Origin of the sequence: Priestia sp. YIM B13552 (assembly GCF_042787775.1) — a bacterium.
GTDB lineage: Bacteria > Bacillota > Bacilli > Bacillales > Bacillaceae_H > Priestia > Priestia megaterium_E.
This window is the reverse complement of the sequence record NZ_JBHZOU010000005.1, coordinates 227572-243904: the sequence shown is the minus strand read 5'-3', so window position 1 is coordinate 243904 and position 16333 is coordinate 227572. Positions and strand designations below refer to the sequence as shown.

The window sequence follows — 16333 nt, the reverse complement described above, 5'->3', positions numbered from 1 at the left end:
TTTATCCTCTATATTGTACGGTTAAGCCTCTTAGAAATTTTCGTGCGAAATTCTCTTTGCACGGTTTGTAATTTTTGTGGCCTTTTTTTCGTAATAAAGCACCTAATTCTGCTTTGGATACACGTATGCCACCGTCATCAAATACTTCTAACATCTCTTCACTAGTTAGGGACAAAGCAATTTTCACTTTCTTTAATAAGACGTTGTACATATTTTGATTGCTCTGAACCGGCGCTGGCGGTGCTTGCCCTGGTTTAGGGTCTTGCTTTCCTCTTTTAAAGGTAATAAAACCGTTTAAAAAAGAATCTAACATACTGTTACTGCACGTGATGTGTTCGTCCTCATGAACTGCATCCTCGTCTTCTTCGTCCGGCGTTCTCGTAAGGATCTTTAATACGTCTTCTTTTGTTACGTCTACTCCGCCAAGATTAAAGATCTCTACCATTTCTGTATTTTTTAAATCCAAGGCATATCGTAATCTAATTAAAATATCGTTATTATCCATTCTTGCTCCTCCTATAACTTGCTTGCTGTATGTAAAAATCATGACTGCCACAATCTGAACGAACTTGGTCAATATCAGTACAATTATAGTAACAGGTTCCGCTGGAATTCTAGGTTATTCCATTCATTTCTACAAACATATAACTTCTCATATTTATCAGCCTTCGTCAACTCTTGAAAAAGAACGATTTGCTCATATTATGCCCGAACAGACTCTTTGCCATAACAAAAATTAGGCTCCGCAGTCTGCTAAAGGAAGCTGAGGAAGCTTTATTTTTTTAAGAACGGATAGGACAACTTTTGAAGTTGGCCGATCCCTTTGTGCTGCTAGAATGATATATCTTACTAAATAAATAGTTTTACGTATTTATTAAGTATGTAATTAGGAGTATGATAGTAGTAAAAAAGAAAGAGGCCAACAAATGAATTCAACATACTCACCAAGAGAATCAACCAAAATCAAAGCTTTATCCATGCATGCACTTTTTATCGCACTGACGTTTGTAGCGACAATGTTTATCAACATCAAGCTTCCAATCATGGGTAACGGAGGCCTCATCCATTTAGGCAACGTTCCTCTTTTTATAGCAGCCTTTCTTTACGGCAAAAAAACAGGAGCCATCGCCGGGGCTTTTGGAATGGGGTTATTCGATCTCATCTCCGGCTGGACAGCATGGGCGCCGTTTACGTTTATTATCGTAGGGGCAATGGGCTTTTTAGCAGGTCTTATCTCAGAAAAAGTACCTGGTAAAAGAGCACTTGTGAACACACTGGCAGTTGTTGCTGCGCTGATTGTGAAAATCGTAGGCTACTATTTTGCCGAAGTGATTCTTTATCATAACTGGATCCTTCCGCTTGGCTCTATACCGGGAAATGTGATGCAAGTTGTTATCGCCGGTATCATCGTCGTTCCGCTTGTAGGACGTTTAAAGAACAGAGCGGTACAGATTTAATTGGTCAATCGTAAGTCGTTTTACCATTATCCTATCCTTAAGTGATATACTTGATAGATATTCATCAAGTGAAAGGAGCGGAAAACACCATGAAATATTTAAAATCACAGATGAAGCAGCTCATTAAAGACAATCAGGAACTGCAAGGTAAGCTGAATGGACTGATGAAAGAGCACAGCCTTGAAAAAAACTTTGCTCTTAAAGCTCTGTACCATGCAGAAGTAGCTGAAGGCGGGAAATATCAGCTTGCCTATCAAGCATTAGACGCACCGAAAAAGTAATGGCCTTGTTGCTCATTCGTATATTTCTTCACTATAAAAAGGCAGCCGAATCGCGTATTTGGCTGTCTTTTTTAGCAAGTAGAATAACATAGCATTATGTTGGCTTTTGCACAACTTCTTTCTAACTGCTTAAATCTTGATAAATAGGGTATTAAAAAATAAATGCTACCGATCGTTCTAATTATATAAGAAAAGAGGAAAATAGCGATGACCGTATCTGCTTTAGAACAAGCAAAAGTAGAATTACCGAATGGAGAAACAGTCAATTACCGAATGAAAAAAGGCGGAAAAGAGGTACTTTTGTTAATTCACGGAAACATGAACTCTTCCCTTAACTGGGATGTGTTAATGAATGAACTTCCAGACCATATCACAGCTTATGCGATCGATTTAAGAGGATTTGGAGATTCCACTTATCATACACCTATCCACACAATCAAAGACTTATCAGATGATGTCAAACTGTTTGCGGATGCTTTAAAGTTGTCTGCTTTTACAATAAGCGGGTGGTCATTAGGAGGAGCAGTTGCTATGCAATATGTGATTGATCATCCTGATGATGCCAAAAATTTAATTCTCTTAAGCTCCGTCAACATTAAAGGCTACCCCATTCCAAGAAGAACGTTCCTAGAACTGCCTATTCCTAACAACTTTATACAAACCAAAGAAGAAGTAAAAGAAGCATTTAGAATGGTAGAAAACGCAAAAGAAACAAAAAACACATGGTTTTTAAAAATGATGCTGCGTCAATTTTTATATACAAAAAATAAGCCGTCTGCTGATCAATTTGAAACATATTTAGAAGGAACGATCAAGCAGCGAAATTTAATTGATATCAATTACGCACTCATGAGATTTAATATTTCAAACGATTTTAATGGTGTTGTGGAAGGAACAGGAGAGGTGGAAAAAATTACGATTCCTACTATGGTTATTCAAGGCGATGAAGATAAGATGGTTTCCACAAGAGATGCATCTGACATCGCAAAAGGCATAGGGGAAAACGCGACGTTAAAAATTATGAAAGGCGTAGGCCACTGCCCGTTGCTGGATGATTTAAGCAGTTTAATGGACTTATACAACGCTAATTTAAGCAGGGCTTAGTTTGCTGCTAACAGAAGTTTTATTATTGCTAGATGCAGCATGTTCTAAATTAACAATGAGAAAAGCCTTCTATTTTTTGAGAAGGCAGACAACTAGTAAGAAAACAATCAAAAAAACGTAAGGTCTTTTGAAGATGCTTACGTTTTTTATGGATGACACTTATTGAATTTAATGCTGTTTTTCAAAATAAAGAAACAGATTGGTAATCCATTTTGATAGCAGTATCACACCGAGATAAAATACAAATAAATAACCGTAAGTAGCCCATTCATGCAGCTGGAAAAAGCCAATCCCTGTTAATAGAGGTTTGAAAATAAAAGCAAAAAACAAACAAAGAACAGTTGCATATACATAGTAATTTTTATGATGGTTAATTGTCCATTGATAAAGAAGCATAAAAGAGACAGGAATAAGCGAAGCATCTAGGCTAAAGCTTACGGGTATGATTGTGTTGATTTGGTAAGGATACGTCCACAGCCCGTTATAAACTCCAGCGGTGTCACTATAGTGAAACCAAACGTGCACGTTAAATCCATAAAACCCTAAGTGAAAGGCTTTTTTTCGGTCAATTAAAAAATAGAGAATGATTAAAGGTAAAATGAAAGCGCCCAAGGTAACCCAAAACTGCCAAGAGCCTGGAGTGGAGTAGTGCTGCCAATATTCAGCCCACGTTTTGGCTAGATTTTCTTGTATGCTATGTATCTTTTTTAGATATTCCTGTTGGTTTGGTGTCAATGTAATCCATCCTTTTAAGTAAGAAAAATTTCGTTATTTTTAAAATGCCCTTTTCTTAAGTTTTGGATACCTTTCCCTGTTGAGTTGTTTGTATTTTTCTGCATGTAAAACGATGTACGTATTTGGAGTGTCTGCATGCTTACGTGGTTCTTGCTGCTCGGAGCGGCCATTTATCAGCTCATCATTTAAAAAGCAGTTACAGCGACTGCTTTTTTCCATTTTTATGAAACTTTTAGCGCGGTTTTTACGTATAAAAGGTATCAATAAAATAGTAGAAAAAGGAGAGGTTTTTTTGTCTGAAGAAAAGAAAAAGACAAATTATCTAGGACTGGGACTAAGTCTGGGCGTTGCGATGGGGGCTTCTCTTGGGATGCTGATGGATAATATTGGCTTTGGTATTGCGATCGGAACGTCCTTAGGTGTTGCTTTTGGAACGGCAATGAATCAAAAACATAAAAAGGAATAAAATTCTGAAAGAAGGAGTGCAGAATGAAATATTTTGATGAAGCAAAAGAACTATGGTTAAACTACGTCCCGAGAAATGGGCAGTCGGATATCGTAGAAGGAGAAGTCATCCGGGCCATTGAAAAGCTTCGCTGTGAAGCTCAAGGCAACGGGAATGCCAATTGGGACGGCGGATTTGAGATGCTGGTGCTATATATACTAGACGTATTAAATGAACCTGCGGTATTTAGCTCAGCTGCTTTAGCTGAAATAAAAGCCGATGTTCACACCTTGCTCACTTCGGCAGAAGATCCGTATTTAGAAGACGACGTATACGATCGTTTGACGGATCGCGTCATTGAGTGGCATATAGCTAAAGGCGGCCCTATCAAACGAGAAAAAAATCCTCAATTGTATAGATAAACGTGAGAAAGGAGCTGTTTTAAACAAGCTCTTCTTTTTTTGAGTTCCTGAAGCTTTGTTTAACTAACAGGTATCTAATTGCATCATGTGCTAAATAAATACATATAGAAAATCAGCGGTTTACGTCACAGCAGTATAGCATAAGCTTCTTAAAAAATCGATTCATAAATGGTTAAATTGTTTGCTGACCTCCATAAAAAGTTCATAACTGACGCTGTTGCAAACACGTATAGTATTATATCTTTTACTAAATAAGAGATAAAGGAGAAGCGCCGATGTATATTCCAAAGTATTTCAAAGTGAATGATGAACAAATAATGTATGATTTTATTGAAGACAATGGGTTCGCCACTTTGTTTTCGTATCATAATGAAAAGCCTTATGCTACTCATTTGCCCCTGATGTTAAACCGGAAAGAAAAAGCTTTATACGGACATTTTGCTCGTCCGAATCAGCAGTGGAAAGATGCTGAAAATCAAGAAATTTTGGTTGTGTTTCAAGGGCCTCACTGTTATATTTCACCGTCTTGGTATGAAACGAATCAAGCTGTACCAACATGGAATTATGAAGCTGTTCACGTGTATGGCACCATGAAAATGATTGAAGAACCAACAGAACTGCTTGGGCTGCTGAGGAAGATGGTGGAGAAATATGAAAGCCCGAGCAGTACATATACACTAAATGACGTTGATCCTGCTTATATGAATAGTTTAAGCAAAGGAATCATTGGGTTTAAAATCGACATCAGCAAAATGGAAGGCAAGCAAAAGCTAAGTCAAAATCATTCAGTAGAAAGACAGCAGCTAGTCATCGAAAAGTTAGAGCAGACGTCTCGTGAAAATGAAATGAAAATTGCGGAGCTGATGAAGCAAAATGTGGAGCGCGTGCTTAAGAAGTAACCGCTGTTGGAAAAGATCAGCAGTTTGTTAAAGGGAAGATAAAGAGAAACTAACTATGTGTTTAGTTTCTTTTTATGTTCACAACATTTTCTTGTTATTGACAAAGGGGCTGTATATCCTTTAAAATTATCTTTAATTAAAGATAATTAAATTAAAGATAATTTTAGTGGGAGTTAAAAAATTTATATATTATGAAAAGAGGCGGAGCAGATGGAATTGTTAGGGTTGCATCATGTATCTATTTTGACGGGGAAAGCTGAGAAAAACTATCAGTTTTTCACCAAAGTGTTAGGCATGCGATTAGTAAAAAAAACGGTGAATCAAGATAACACTCAGTCTTACCACTTGTTTTATGCAGATGGAGAAGGGACGCCAGGAACGGAAGTAACGTTTTTTGATATCCCAGGGCTTGCAAGAACACATGAAGGTGCATCTGACATTTCAACCGTGTCGCTTCGTGTTAAAAGTACGGATTCTTTATACTTTTGGAAAGAGCGCTTTGAGCAGTACGGAGTAGAGTATGAAGAAATAGCTAAAAGAGCTAATCGTGACACGTTAGCATTTAAAGATTATGAAGGCACACGCTTGCTTCTTGTCGCGAACAACGGTGAAAAAGGGGTAAGAGCAGGCGTGCCGTGGAAGCGGGAAGACATTCCGTTAGAACATGCGATTATAGGCTTAGGACCGGTCACGCTAACGGTGGGTACGCCAGAACCAACGGTTGACGTACTGACAAATATTATGGGATTTCGCTACGTGGGTTCTTATCCATCTCTTGCAGGAGATCATAGAGATATTTTGGTTTATGCAACTGGTGAAGGCGGAAGCGGAGCCGAAGTTCATATTGAAACGAGACCTGATTTGCCGAAAGTTCGCTTAGGGCGCGGTGGTGTTCATCACGTTGCCTTCCGTGTTCCAAATGAAGAAGAATACAATAAGTGGGCAGCTCGATTAAATGAAAACAGTCTGCCGAATTCCGGTAAAGTAGAACGATACTATTTCAAAGCACTTTATTTCAGAGAACCAAACGGCATTTTATTTGAATTATCAACGGACACACCTGGATTTGCGACCGATGAACCGCTTGAAACGATGGGCCAAACATTAGCCCTGCCGCCATTTTTAGAGCCGAAGCGCAAAGAAATCGAAGAGAAGCTGAGACCGCTAGATTTGGATGAAACGCTATAGAATTCTGAAGGTGCCTGCCGCCTATTAAGACATGAAAAAACTCCAGTATTTATACTGGAGTTTTTTAGGTTAACACTCATCGTGCCAGAAACCGCAACCACATGCACCAATAATAATGAGTAAAATAAACAGTACGATAATAATGGCAAAACCATTACATCCGTGGTGAGGAACGCCATATCCACATTCAGGAACCATATATCCATAGTCCGGCATTGAATACCCGCAGTGTGGAATCATGTGCTCATAAGCAGGAGCTGTATAGGCGTGGTGAGCCATAGCAGGTGAGAACGGCATATTTTCATTAGAACTAAAAGGTGCGTTTACGTTATTATGCATTTTAATATCTTCCCTTCATTTATAAAACTTTTATAAAACTTTTATAAAGCTTTGATAACTTATTCATATGTTCCAAGGTCCTTATATGAAGCTTATTCACAGCCCAATTATGGTTAATTAACTATATTTTATGGTGAGTGGAAATGAAGCAGTGAGTTTTACGGTGCTTGGGGCTTTATAAGTTATATCAGAAGGGAAGGGGTTTATCTGTTTTTGATTGCATACCGCTGTTTCTAGAACGGGTTATGATGAACGTTTTGATTTTCTTAATTCTATATCGTATACGTACCCAAGCTTTCGATGGTTCATCACGTCTTCAGGAGTTGTATTCCAAGGATACATCGGATCTCTAAAGTTTTGACCAAATGGCCCGTTTTTCATTGGCTGATAGTTTTGATTGCGATGAACAATTTGCCATACAGCCCAAATACGATCCACATTTGCGTGGTGTAAAAAGAAGACAGGATCATTCGGAGCAGTAGGGACAACGCCCATCTGTCCGCCAACCCAACGGTGTACGCGATTGTGAAGCTGCGGCCCGTTAATAAATCCTTCAAGCTGATTACGGAAGCTGTTTTGGCTGGTCATATCCCAAGGCGGCGTATCATACTGAGTTATTTTTAAAGCATTGAGAACATCATCTCGAGTAGGGAGTGTAAGTGCCTCTTTCGTTGCGCCAAAATTACGTTTTAGCCCGCCGGAAGGATTTCCTTGTTCATCAATCGTCGTCCAGCGTCCCGCTGCAAACGGACCGGTGTCGACGATAAAATCTTTTTTAGGATTTCCGTTTCCTCCCATAAAATCTGCACTCCAAATTTGTGATTGTGAGGGATCCTGCATCTGTGCGTCCGTTTCCCATTCCCAATAAGGAAGGGTTACTTCTGGATTGATTGACTGAAGGTCACGCTCAAATCGTAAAAGGTATTCACGATGCCATGGCAAAAAAGCAGAACTCATATGTGCTGCATTTCGATCGCTGCCCGGAGGCGTATGAAATTTACCTGCCGCACCATGCCACGCTATATAGCGGTCGTATATTCCTTTTTCCTTTAGTATTAGCACGGTACGAACAAAATCTCTTTTTTCCGTGTCTGTAAGAGATAATACGTTTTTTCTAACTTTGTACTTGTTACTCATTTTTTAACCTCTTTCTTAAAAAAGAAGCAAGGGGCTGTTTCTTTTTTATATTTAGAATATGTCCAAGAGGTAAAAGTGCTACTGTCATATCTCCAAAATTTCATAGTCTAAAGTTGGATTTTTTACATATTAAATAGACTTTAAATCAATTATTAACTTTCTAGAGCTGTAGATAATGAAATGAAAAAAAAGCAGGCTTGAGCCTGCTTTTTTCATTTCATATATTTATATTAGGGTTAATGACCGATTGGATACATGGTGGTTACGCTGTAGTCGTAGTCTTTGCCTCTGTAGTCGGTATACACAACTCTAACTTCTTGGTTCAAAGAACTAATATACTTTTCTTTCACGTAGTTGCCAGATTTATTGTTGGTGCCGTCTTCGCCTTCGTTGATGACTTCTTCAGCAACAGACATCGCTTGTTTTTCATTTAAATACTTACTGAATTGGCTTTTACCTTGATAGTTGTCAACGCCTGGTTTTTGCATATGCGCGATAATGTGGCAATATCCGTATTTATCATTTCCTTCTTGTAAGACAAGTTCTTTGCCGGTAAATAACCTGTCGCTTTGAGTCTCTGCAGAGCATTGGTTGCTTGGTGTAGTGTCCGATGTGCTACTCGATGTACTGCTTGAATTTTCATGCTGCTGAATGAGAGAAATGGGCGAATTGTTGGTAAATACAGCGATGAGGGCAATAACAAGTGCCACAATAGTGTATAGTATTTTGCTGTTTTTAAAAAAATCCATTCCTTTATGCGTCTCCTTTTTGAATCAACGTTAAAATCAAATCGACTTTCTTTTCTAGCTGATCAATTAAGTTTTGTTTTACTTGTTCTGATTGTAATAAAGCGCTTCTTAGTTCGTCCATATCTTTTTGCATATACGCACGGTTTTCTTTTTCTTGCTGCAGCTCTTTTTGAAGAGCTTGTATCGTGGACAGCAATTCTTTATCTTGGTTCATTTCTGCGTTCACCGCCTCTGTGTTGATAAAAAGCAACTTATGCCCACTATATAAAATACCACTATCTCCGCTGTAAATCGACTATTTGGATAGGAAATGAGTCCTCCCGGGTAAGGTTTTAGCAGGATATTGCTAGTTGAGAGGAGAATAGTATGGTTTACCGTAGATAGATAAGCTGCGCAGAAAAGAGGGAAGAAAATGTTTCCGGAATTAGAGACAAAACGGCTGATATTAAGAAAAATTGTAGAAGATGATGCCGGTGAGATTTTAGAATGCTTTTCTGATGAAGAGGTGCTGCGCTATTACGGGCAAAAACCTTTAGAATCGATCAACCAAGTGAAGGAGATCATTAAAAATTTTTCCAAAGGCTACGAAGAAAAACAATTAATTAAATGGGGGATTCAGCTAAAAGGAAAAGAGAAGCTGATTGGAACAATAGGGTTTCAAGAGTGGTCTCCTGGGCATAAGAAAGCAAACGTAAGCTATGCTCTTTTTCCGGAGTATTGGAACAAAGGATACGCAACAGAAGCCGTTCATGAAGCGATTTCTTATGGCTTCAACGAACTTCAATACAATCGTATAGGAGCGATTGTATTTACGCAAAATAGTTGATCTATCGCCTTGTTGAGCAAATTAGGATTTAAAAAAGAAGGGACCCTAAGAGAGTACCTGCTCCAAAACGGCATCCCGTTTGATACATATGTTTATTCGCTGCTGCGCGAGGAAGCAAAGATATAATTGCAAGCATAAAAAAAGGAACACGGGGAGATGTTCCTTTTTTTATGCTTATATTTGTTATTAGAACGTACGTGCAGCTTCTTTAGCGCGAGCAATGCCGTCTTCTTTAATTTCTTGTGCTTTATCTGGCATTGCAGCCTGTCCTTCTACAAATAGGCTTCCGATAGAAGGAACGCCGAAGAAGTTCATCATAATGCGCATATAGCGGTGACCCATTTCTAATTCACCAGCAGGGCCGCGAGAATAAATACCGCCGTTTGCTTGAATATGGAACGCTTTTTTATCTGTTAATAGACCAACAGAACCTTCTGCTGTATATTTAAATGATTTTCCAGCTACTGCTACAGAATCTAAGTATGCCTTCATTACCGGTGGGAATGAGAAGTTCCACATTGGTGTAACAAATACGTATTTATCCGCTTGAGCAAATTGATCACTTAATTCGTTTAAACGAGCAACTTTGCGCTGTTCTTCCGGAGTAAGCGCGTCAAATTCTGCGCCGCTTCCAAGTTTACCCCATCCGCTGAATACATCGCCGTCTATGTGAGGGATATGTTCTTGATATAAATTAACGTGAACAATCTCATCCGTTGGGTTTACTTCTTTATACTCGCTAATGAATGCGTCTCCCGCAGCCATACTGAATGATTGCGTAGCATCGTTAGGGTTTGCTGTAATATATAATACTTTTGCCATAATTCTTTTCACCTTTCCGTCTTCAATATATAAATGTTGTTTCATGAATTAAAGATAATATGTTCGAAAACATCTACTACGTTATTAATAGTAACTTACGTAACAAATTTAGTCAAAGGTTTTTTATTGGGTTTTATCATGTTCAAAAACGTTTTTAAGAGTATTACGCTTTTGGGTTTAGTAGCTAAACCCTTTAAAATAAAAGGTTTATTTCTATTTAAAGCGTGGTTTTAAACCTTATTCATTTAAAGGAACTATTTTTTTTGAACGTAGATAATTAAAAAACGAAAAAGAAAAAACGTGTATTTTTGTTTCGTACGTTATTAATAGTAACAAAAAATAACAACGTTTCATCTTTCCTTTAAATCTATTTTCAGCGTAAAACGAGCAGGAAGGTGATCATTATTTCAAGGGAAATATAAGGGAGGGAAGAGTAAAGAAAAAGACCTCGATCTGCTTCGAGGTCTTTTTAATTTTTATTGAATTTAAAACGTCTTGGCCATTGAATGGGCTTTTTGGAGTGCTTTTTCTTTGATTTGCGGAATTTGATCCGGGAATTTTACTTGCCCTTCAATAATAATGCTTTCAAACGCTTCAATTCCAAAGAAGTCCATCATGATTTCTAAATAGCGGTGTCCCATTTCTCTTGCCATTTCAGGGCCTTCTGAATACACGTCTCCGCGGGATTGAATGTGAATTGCTTTTTTTCCTTTAAGCAATCCCTGAGCGCCTTCTTTTGTATATGTAAAGGTTTTACCTGACACGGTAATCGCATCAATGTACGTTTTCATAATCGCAGGAACAGAGAAATTCCACATTGGCGTGACAAAAATATATTTGTCAGCAAGTACGAACTGTCCGCCTAGTTCAGCTAATCGTCCCACTTTTAATCGTTCATCCGTTGATAAATCCTGGATGGAAGAGTGAGAACGAAGCTTTTTCCAGCCGTTAAATACGTCTGCATCTAAGTATGGAATATCTGCTTGATATAAATCTAAATGAACCACATCATCTTCTGGATGTGTTTGTTTATACACGTCAATAAATTCTTTCCCAACAGCCATGCTAAGTGATTCGTCTTCAGCTAAAGGGTGTGCAGTAATATAGAGAACATTTGCCATGATGCTCATCCTTTCTATGGAGTAGTTTTATTAATCTTGGACCCAGCTTTCTGCCCACTGGCTAATCGGCCCTAATATTTTGCCTAGCTCTGTTCCTTTTTGAGTCAGCGAATATTCAGAACGAATAGGGCGGTCCGGAATGACATTTCGGACAACAATTCCGTGGTCTTCAAGCTCTTTAATTCGTTCTGTCAAAAGCCTTCTGCTTAAGGCTGGTATACTTTCATTTAATTCACTAAAGCGTTTAGGACCGCTCATAAGTACATAAATGATTAATCCTGTCCATTTCTTGCCAATCAGTTCAAAACTTTTTTCTACTTTAGGTTGAATATCTTTTTGTTCGTCCATATTACGTATCCTCCTTCAAACAATATGGATGAAAAATAACTTATGCATTTATTGTAACAGAAAAAGCATAAAAACATGTGGAAACTTTGGGTGAAGCAGGGTGAAATGAATAATTTCACTAGTATTTGTACCTTGCTTTTCACTTCTTGAAAACTTTTCACACATAGGCTTGTCACAGCATACGATGTACGAATTCATTTTAAGAAAAGGTGGTATGGTCATGGCAGGAGTTATTAACATCTGTAACACGAGAATTAATGGTATGGCGAGAAACGGATCGATGAATTTTGGAGAAGTTCTTCACAACGGACACACAGCGGATGTTAAATCTGTTGGAATCAACTCAACGTATGGAGACATTTCAGCTGCTTGTGCGCGAATGAAAAATACAAATATGGATGCAGATATATTTGATCAAACTGCTGTTGCGAATATTGATGGGGTATATGGAAATCAGCTATAAAAGGGAGCTGCTTATAACGTATGAAGTTGTAAGCAGCTTTTTTATGCTGAGAAGTAGAACACTTATTTATGATAAGAGAATGTGTTTCTACTTCAATAGAACGATCTACCAGAGTTCGCGAATCTATTATATACGCCTTTTCTAAAAAAATTTATATATTGTACAAGCACCCGGTCATTTATTGAATAGTATATAGAGGAAAAACAAAGAAAGGATGATTAAAATAGAATTATATGATTCCTATTACAACCGTTCCGATGGAAAATACTATATTAAAAAGAAAAAAAAGAGTCCAAATCCCTTAAAAGAGACCAAAAATAAAATAAATAAAGCAGACCATTCATTATATAGTATGAGCATAAAAAATAATCACAAACAACCTATTAAAGTTAGTATCATTATGCCTACGTATAATAAGTATCATCAAACCTCTCTTTCGCTTTATAGTTTATCAAAACAAACGTTTCCTCAAGCTGAGTATGAAGTCATTCTAGTGGATGACGCTTCTTCTGATAATACGCCCGACATTTTAAAAGAAGCGGATGTCCCGTTCAAATTTAAGTATATCCGTATGAAACAAAATAAAGGGCGTTCCTCAGTACGTAATATAGGAATTAATCATGCTGAAGGAGATCTTTTAATCTTTTTAGACGGAGAAATGCTGGCTCCTCCTGCTTTTATTGAAAATCACTATAAACATCATGTGCATGAATCCAATCTTGTGGTTACCGGAGCTATGCATTATGAAGGAGTCTACACGTTTATTATGCCAGACTATAATGAAGATCAAATGGCCCACTTGAAAGAACTAGTCGTCAGGGATCCTGAGTATAGAAGATTATATGAAAACTATGAACAAACGAAGCGGCATTCAAACGTTCCTTGTCCTCTTGTAACAAAAGAAGATATTGATACAAACCGTTTTCAACGTTTATCATTTCCCAATCGTTATTTCCTTAACAGCGGGCTAAAACATTTCGGAGAGCGACTTGAGGGATTTACGCTACCGTATATCGCATTTTTAAGTGGAAATGTATCCGTAAGAAAAACGCAATTAAAGAAATCCGGCTATTTTGATGAAACGTTTGTTGGCTACGGGGCAGAAGACTGGGAGCTTGGATATCGTTTATATAAGAATGGTGCACAATTTGTTTTAGATTCCTCTACGGTTGCTTATCACCAAGAACACGGTATGTCTAAGCGAAAAGTAAAAGAACAGTGGGGAAATCACTATCGTTTTGTTAAAAAACATCCCCATATAGACGTTCTTATCCTCTCTCTTGAATGGAAAGAGCTTCCGTTTATGCATATGCATAAAACATTAGTTGAATATAAAGCGCTGGAGAAGCGTTTTCCTGATGAATATAAGGAATTTAAACATGCTTTTCGCGTCATGCTGTTTAGAATCATTGAATATTTAAATAGTGGACAGCCCGTGACGAAACTTTACGATCTCCCAGGAGGATCAGAGGAAAGAATAAAAATTATTCAGCAGTTCGAAACACTGCGCCCTCGTGGATTTGACTACTTGGCGAGTTCTTTTGAACAAATCTATTACCTATAGCGCTATTACATGCAGAAAAAGATATAACATCATTTCTTAAAAATTGTCTCGCCGTAAAAGCCCCTCAGCTTACACCCACAAATTGAGGGGTTTATTTCTATATCTATTTTATATAAGGAGAGAATACATGAATCAAAATTCACCAAAGTACGTTGCTTTGACGTTTGATGATGGCCCTTCAGTCTACACTGCTGCTATTTTAAAAATTCTAAAAAGATATAATGTACGTGCGACCTTTTTTGTCGTAGGTGCAGAAGCGGAAAAATTTCCGAAGCTGATCCGACGTATTCATAGAGCAAAGCACGTAATTGGAAATCATACGTGGAGTCATCCTGATATTACAACTCTTTCTAAGCGTGAACTGTGGAAAGAAATCACTTCTACAAATGTTCAAATAGAGAAAATCACCGGTTATTCTCCCAAGCTATTTCGTGCACCTTACAGTTCGATAAATGATACAGCTCTTGCTGCTATTAAGGAATTGGGAATGACGTCTGTTCTATGGAATGTAGATAGTCAGGATTGGCGTGAAGAAGATCCATTGGCCATATGCAAATATACGATTAAAAATCTACAAGAAAAGAATCTTATTGTCATGCACGACGGGGATCGATACGGCAGCGGAGCGCGGGATCAAATTGTTGCTTCATTGCCGAAACTTATTAAATATTTAATAAAAAACGACTATCAATTTGTAACGGTTCCTGAATTTCACCGAGTCGCATACAAGATTGAAGGTTGGTCTTAAGTAGAAAAAGGAATGGTTCTTAGTCATTCCTTTTTTAGATGTATGAAATAAGATAAAATGGATAAGGATTACATGTACTAGGTTATAGAAAGACTAGATAGAGAAACGTGTTTGAGAAATGAGGAGTTTGCGGTGAGAGTAGTATAAAAGTATTTCAACTTATAGAGAGAGTGATTGTTAAAAAATATGGTCATCATAAATAAAATTGGAAAAAAATGAATCTTTTTAGGGTATGATTCGTACTAGTAAATAGATACATAATTTTGATGAAGAAAAGAGGTAATACATTGAGAAACAAAGGTTTGATCGCTACGATTGTTGTGTTAGTGCTTATTGTCATTTACGGAATAAGCTCTTACAATGGCCTCGTTAGCGCAGAGGAAGATGTAGATAATAAATTTTCCCAAGTGGATAACCAACTAAAAAGACGATCTGATTTAATTCCTAACTTAGTGGAAACGGTAAAAGGCTACGCTAAGCATGAGCAGGAAGCCATTGATTCAGTCACTCAGGCAAGAGCGCGGCTAGCGGGAGCGAAAACGCCTGAAGATAAAGCTGATGCTGATCAACAGTTAAGCGGCGCGTTAAACCGCCTGCTTGTAGTGGTTGAAAAGTATCCGGATTTAAAAGCGAATGAAAACTTCAGAAGCTTAATGGATAGCTTAGAAGGAACGGAAAATCGACTCGCTGTAGCGCGTAAAGACTATAATGATGAAGTTGCAAAATATAATAAATCAGTTAAAGGATTTCCTAAAAACATGTTCGCGCGCACGTTTGGGTTTGATGAAAAATCATATTTTGAAGTAACAAATGAAGAAAAACAAGCGCCGAAAGTTGATTTTGGGAGCGATAAATGATGAAATTCCTAGCTTCGTTTACTTTATTATTGTCTCTTTTATGTAATACGGTAAGCGTTGCTTTTGCTGCACCTGATATTCCAAATCCGGTAGGCGATATTTACGTTCAAGATTTTGCTCATCTGTTAAATGACCAGGAAAAAGCGGATATCAATCAAATGAGTAGAAAGTTAGATGATGAAACGAAAGCTCAAGTAGCGATTCTTACCGTGAATTCATTAGGTGATTCGGATTTAGAAGAGTATACAAATGAAGCTTTTCGAAAGTACAAACTCGGTGATAAAAAGCTGAACAATGGCGTTCTTATTTTGCTTGCTAAAAAGGAGCGAAAAATTCGTATTGAAGTAGGATACGGTCTAGAAGGCGCCATCACTGATATCAAATCTGGAGAAATTATCGACTCTTATGCCATTCCTAACTTAAAAAATGGCAAATACGATACGGCGCTAGAAACTACATATAAAGCTGTTTATAACCAAGTCGTAAAAGAGTATGATTTAGGAAAAGATTTTGAACAAAAAGTGCCAAAAGCATCTTCGCCTTCCGATAGCGGTGCTCATTTCACAACGCTTCAAACGCTGCTGATTGCAGCTTTTATTGTGGGCTTGCTTATCCTTGACTTTGTCTTTTTTAAAGGAGCCATCACTCAATTTCTGCTAAACTTCCTTGTCATGTTTGGAGGAAGAGGCGGAGGAGGTGGCGGCAGTGGAAGCGGTCCTCGCGGAGGGGGAGGCGGCAGCTCCGGAGGCGGCGGAGCGAGCCGAGGCTGGTAAAAAGATAAGAGTTAAAAGAGGCTGAGATAAAATTAGGTTAGTTGAAAGAAAATCC

General features: G+C 38.0%; 21 protein-coding genes and 1 pseudogene. 13 read left to right on the top strand and 9 right to left on the bottom strand.

Features of this window, described 5'->3' with window-relative positions:
* Position 1 precedes the first annotated feature (1 nt).
* Positions 2 to 505, bottom strand: coding sequence for a YehS family protein (locus ACFX40_RS20500; RefSeq protein ID WP_028409417.1), 504 nt, complete (start codon positions 503 to 505; stop codon positions 2 to 4).
* Positions 506 to 926: 421 nt separating this feature from the next.
* Here ACFX40_RS20500 and ACFX40_RS20495 point away from each other — a divergent pair, with 421 nt between their 5' ends.
* The 3 genes from ACFX40_RS20495 (at position 927) to phaZ (ending at position 2842) form a co-directional block, all read left to right on the top strand.
* On the top strand, positions 927 to 1457 hold the full coding sequence (locus ACFX40_RS20495) for an ECF transporter S component (RefSeq protein WP_098248273.1): 531 nt from the start codon (positions 927 to 929) through the stop codon (positions 1455 to 1457).
* Between the two features lie 89 nt (positions 1458 to 1546).
* Positions 1547 to 1738: a hypothetical protein gene (locus tag ACFX40_RS20490; protein ID WP_013058089.1), complete on the top strand. Its 192-nt coding sequence runs from the start codon at positions 1547 to 1549 to the stop codon at positions 1736 to 1738.
* 207 nt (positions 1739 to 1945) lie between these two features.
* Positions 1946 to 2842, top strand: coding sequence for an intracellular short-chain-length polyhydroxyalkanoate depolymerase (phaZ, locus tag ACFX40_RS20485; RefSeq protein WP_377256066.1), 897 nt, complete (start codon positions 1946 to 1948; stop codon positions 2840 to 2842).
* 168 nt (positions 2843 to 3010) lie between these two features.
* Here phaZ and ACFX40_RS20480 read toward each other — a convergent pair whose 3' ends face one another.
* Positions 3011 to 3577: a CBO0543 family protein gene (locus ACFX40_RS20480; RefSeq protein WP_377256062.1), complete on the bottom strand. Its 567-nt coding sequence runs from the start codon at positions 3575 to 3577 to the stop codon at positions 3011 to 3013.
* A 292-nt stretch (positions 3578 to 3869) separates the two neighbouring features.
* On the opposite strand from ACFX40_RS20480, the gene ACFX40_RS20475 reads away from it, so the two are divergent.
* The 4 genes from ACFX40_RS20475 (at position 3870) to ACFX40_RS20460 (ending at position 6531) form a co-directional block, all read left to right on the top strand.
* Entirely contained in the window at positions 3870 to 4043 is a 174-nt protein-coding gene (locus ACFX40_RS20475; protein ID WP_377256059.1) for a glycine zipper domain-containing protein, read from the top strand.
* A 23-nt stretch (positions 4044 to 4066) separates the two neighbouring features.
* Positions 4067 to 4444, top strand: a complete 378-nt coding sequence (locus ACFX40_RS20470) for a hypothetical protein (protein WP_028409412.1) — start codon at positions 4067 to 4069, stop codon at positions 4442 to 4444.
* Between the two features lie 275 nt (positions 4445 to 4719).
* The gene (locus tag ACFX40_RS20465) at positions 4720 to 5343 is read left to right on the top strand and encodes an FMN-binding negative transcriptional regulator (protein ID WP_377256056.1); all 624 of its coding nucleotides are present in this window, start codon (positions 4720 to 4722) and stop codon (positions 5341 to 5343) included.
* A gap of 210 nt (positions 5344 to 5553) precedes the next feature.
* On the top strand, positions 5554 to 6531 hold the full coding sequence (locus ACFX40_RS20460) for a ring-cleaving dioxygenase (protein ID WP_377256053.1): 978 nt from the start codon (positions 5554 to 5556) through the stop codon (positions 6529 to 6531).
* A 69-nt stretch (positions 6532 to 6600) separates the two neighbouring features.
* Here the strand turns inward: ACFX40_RS20460 and ACFX40_RS20455 are convergent, their stop codons facing one another.
* From ACFX40_RS20455 to ACFX40_RS20440, 4 genes are all read right to left on the bottom strand, one after another.
* Positions 6601 to 6870 carry a YjcZ family sporulation protein gene (locus tag ACFX40_RS20455; protein WP_034276228.1) on the bottom strand — a complete coding sequence of 90 codons (270 nt, stop codon included), beginning with the start codon at positions 6868 to 6870 and terminating at the stop codon, positions 6601 to 6603.
* 243 nt (positions 6871 to 7113) lie between these two features.
* Complete coding sequence (locus ACFX40_RS20450) at positions 7114 to 8007, bottom strand: tyrosinase family protein (protein WP_098580057.1); 894 nt, start codon at positions 8005 to 8007, stop codon at positions 7114 to 7116.
* Positions 8008 to 8243: 236 nt separating this feature from the next.
* Positions 8244 to 8756 carry a hypothetical protein gene (locus tag ACFX40_RS20445; protein ID WP_098247982.1) on the bottom strand — a complete coding sequence of 171 codons (513 nt, stop codon included), beginning with the start codon at positions 8754 to 8756 and terminating at the stop codon, positions 8244 to 8246.
* 4 nt (positions 8757 to 8760) lie between these two features.
* The gene (locus ACFX40_RS20440; RefSeq protein ID WP_028409407.1) at positions 8761 to 8970 is read right to left on the bottom strand and encodes a hypothetical protein; all 210 of its coding nucleotides are present in this window, start codon (positions 8968 to 8970) and stop codon (positions 8761 to 8763) included.
* 198 nt (positions 8971 to 9168) lie between these two features.
* Here ACFX40_RS20440 and ACFX40_RS20435 point away from each other — a divergent pair.
* Positions 9169 to 9708: pseudogene (locus ACFX40_RS20435) on the top strand (GNAT family N-acetyltransferase).
* Between the two features lie 60 nt (positions 9709 to 9768).
* Here the strand turns inward: ACFX40_RS20435 and ACFX40_RS20430 are convergent.
* The 3 genes from ACFX40_RS20430 to ACFX40_RS20420 all read right to left on the bottom strand — a co-directional run bounded on the left by ACFX40_RS20430 (position 9769) and on the right by ACFX40_RS20420 (position 11873).
* On the bottom strand, positions 9769 to 10404 hold the full coding sequence (locus ACFX40_RS20430) for an FMN-dependent NADH-azoreductase (RefSeq protein ID WP_028409405.1): 636 nt from the start codon (positions 10402 to 10404) through the stop codon (positions 9769 to 9771).
* A gap of 485 nt (positions 10405 to 10889) precedes the next feature.
* Complete coding sequence (locus ACFX40_RS20425; protein ID WP_028414603.1) at positions 10890 to 11525, bottom strand: FMN-dependent NADH-azoreductase; 636 nt, start codon at positions 11523 to 11525, stop codon at positions 10890 to 10892.
* Positions 11526 to 11555: 30 nt separating this feature from the next.
* Positions 11556 to 11873, bottom strand: coding sequence for a winged helix-turn-helix transcriptional regulator (locus ACFX40_RS20420; RefSeq protein WP_102813558.1), 318 nt, complete (start codon positions 11871 to 11873; stop codon positions 11556 to 11558).
* Between the two features lie 220 nt (positions 11874 to 12093).
* Between ACFX40_RS20420 and ACFX40_RS20415 the strand changes: the two genes are divergently transcribed.
* The 5 genes from ACFX40_RS20415 (at position 12094) to ACFX40_RS20395 (ending at position 16278) form a co-directional block, all read left to right on the top strand.
* Positions 12094 to 12336, top strand: a complete 243-nt coding sequence (locus ACFX40_RS20415) for a spore germination protein (RefSeq protein WP_013084095.1) — start codon at positions 12094 to 12096, stop codon at positions 12334 to 12336.
* A gap of 214 nt (positions 12337 to 12550) precedes the next feature.
* Positions 12551 to 13900: a glycosyltransferase family 2 protein gene (locus ACFX40_RS20410; protein ID WP_102813559.1), complete on the top strand. Its 1350-nt coding sequence runs from the start codon at positions 12551 to 12553 to the stop codon at positions 13898 to 13900.
* A gap of 127 nt (positions 13901 to 14027) precedes the next feature.
* A complete protein-coding gene (locus ACFX40_RS20405; protein ID WP_102813560.1) occupies positions 14028 to 14648 on the top strand; it encodes a polysaccharide deacetylase family protein in 621 nt (206 codons plus the stop codon).
* A gap of 287 nt (positions 14649 to 14935) precedes the next feature.
* Positions 14936 to 15505 (top strand): LemA family protein, encoded by a 570-nt coding sequence (locus ACFX40_RS20400; RefSeq protein WP_377256049.1) that lies wholly within the window; start codon positions 14936 to 14938, stop codon positions 15503 to 15505.
* Complete coding sequence (locus ACFX40_RS20395; protein WP_060745239.1) at positions 15505 to 16278, top strand: TPM domain-containing protein; 774 nt, start codon at positions 15505 to 15507, stop codon at positions 16276 to 16278. The genes ACFX40_RS20400 and ACFX40_RS20395 overlap by 1 nt, the downstream gene beginning before the upstream one ends.
* Positions 16279 to 16333: the final 55 nt, after the last annotated feature.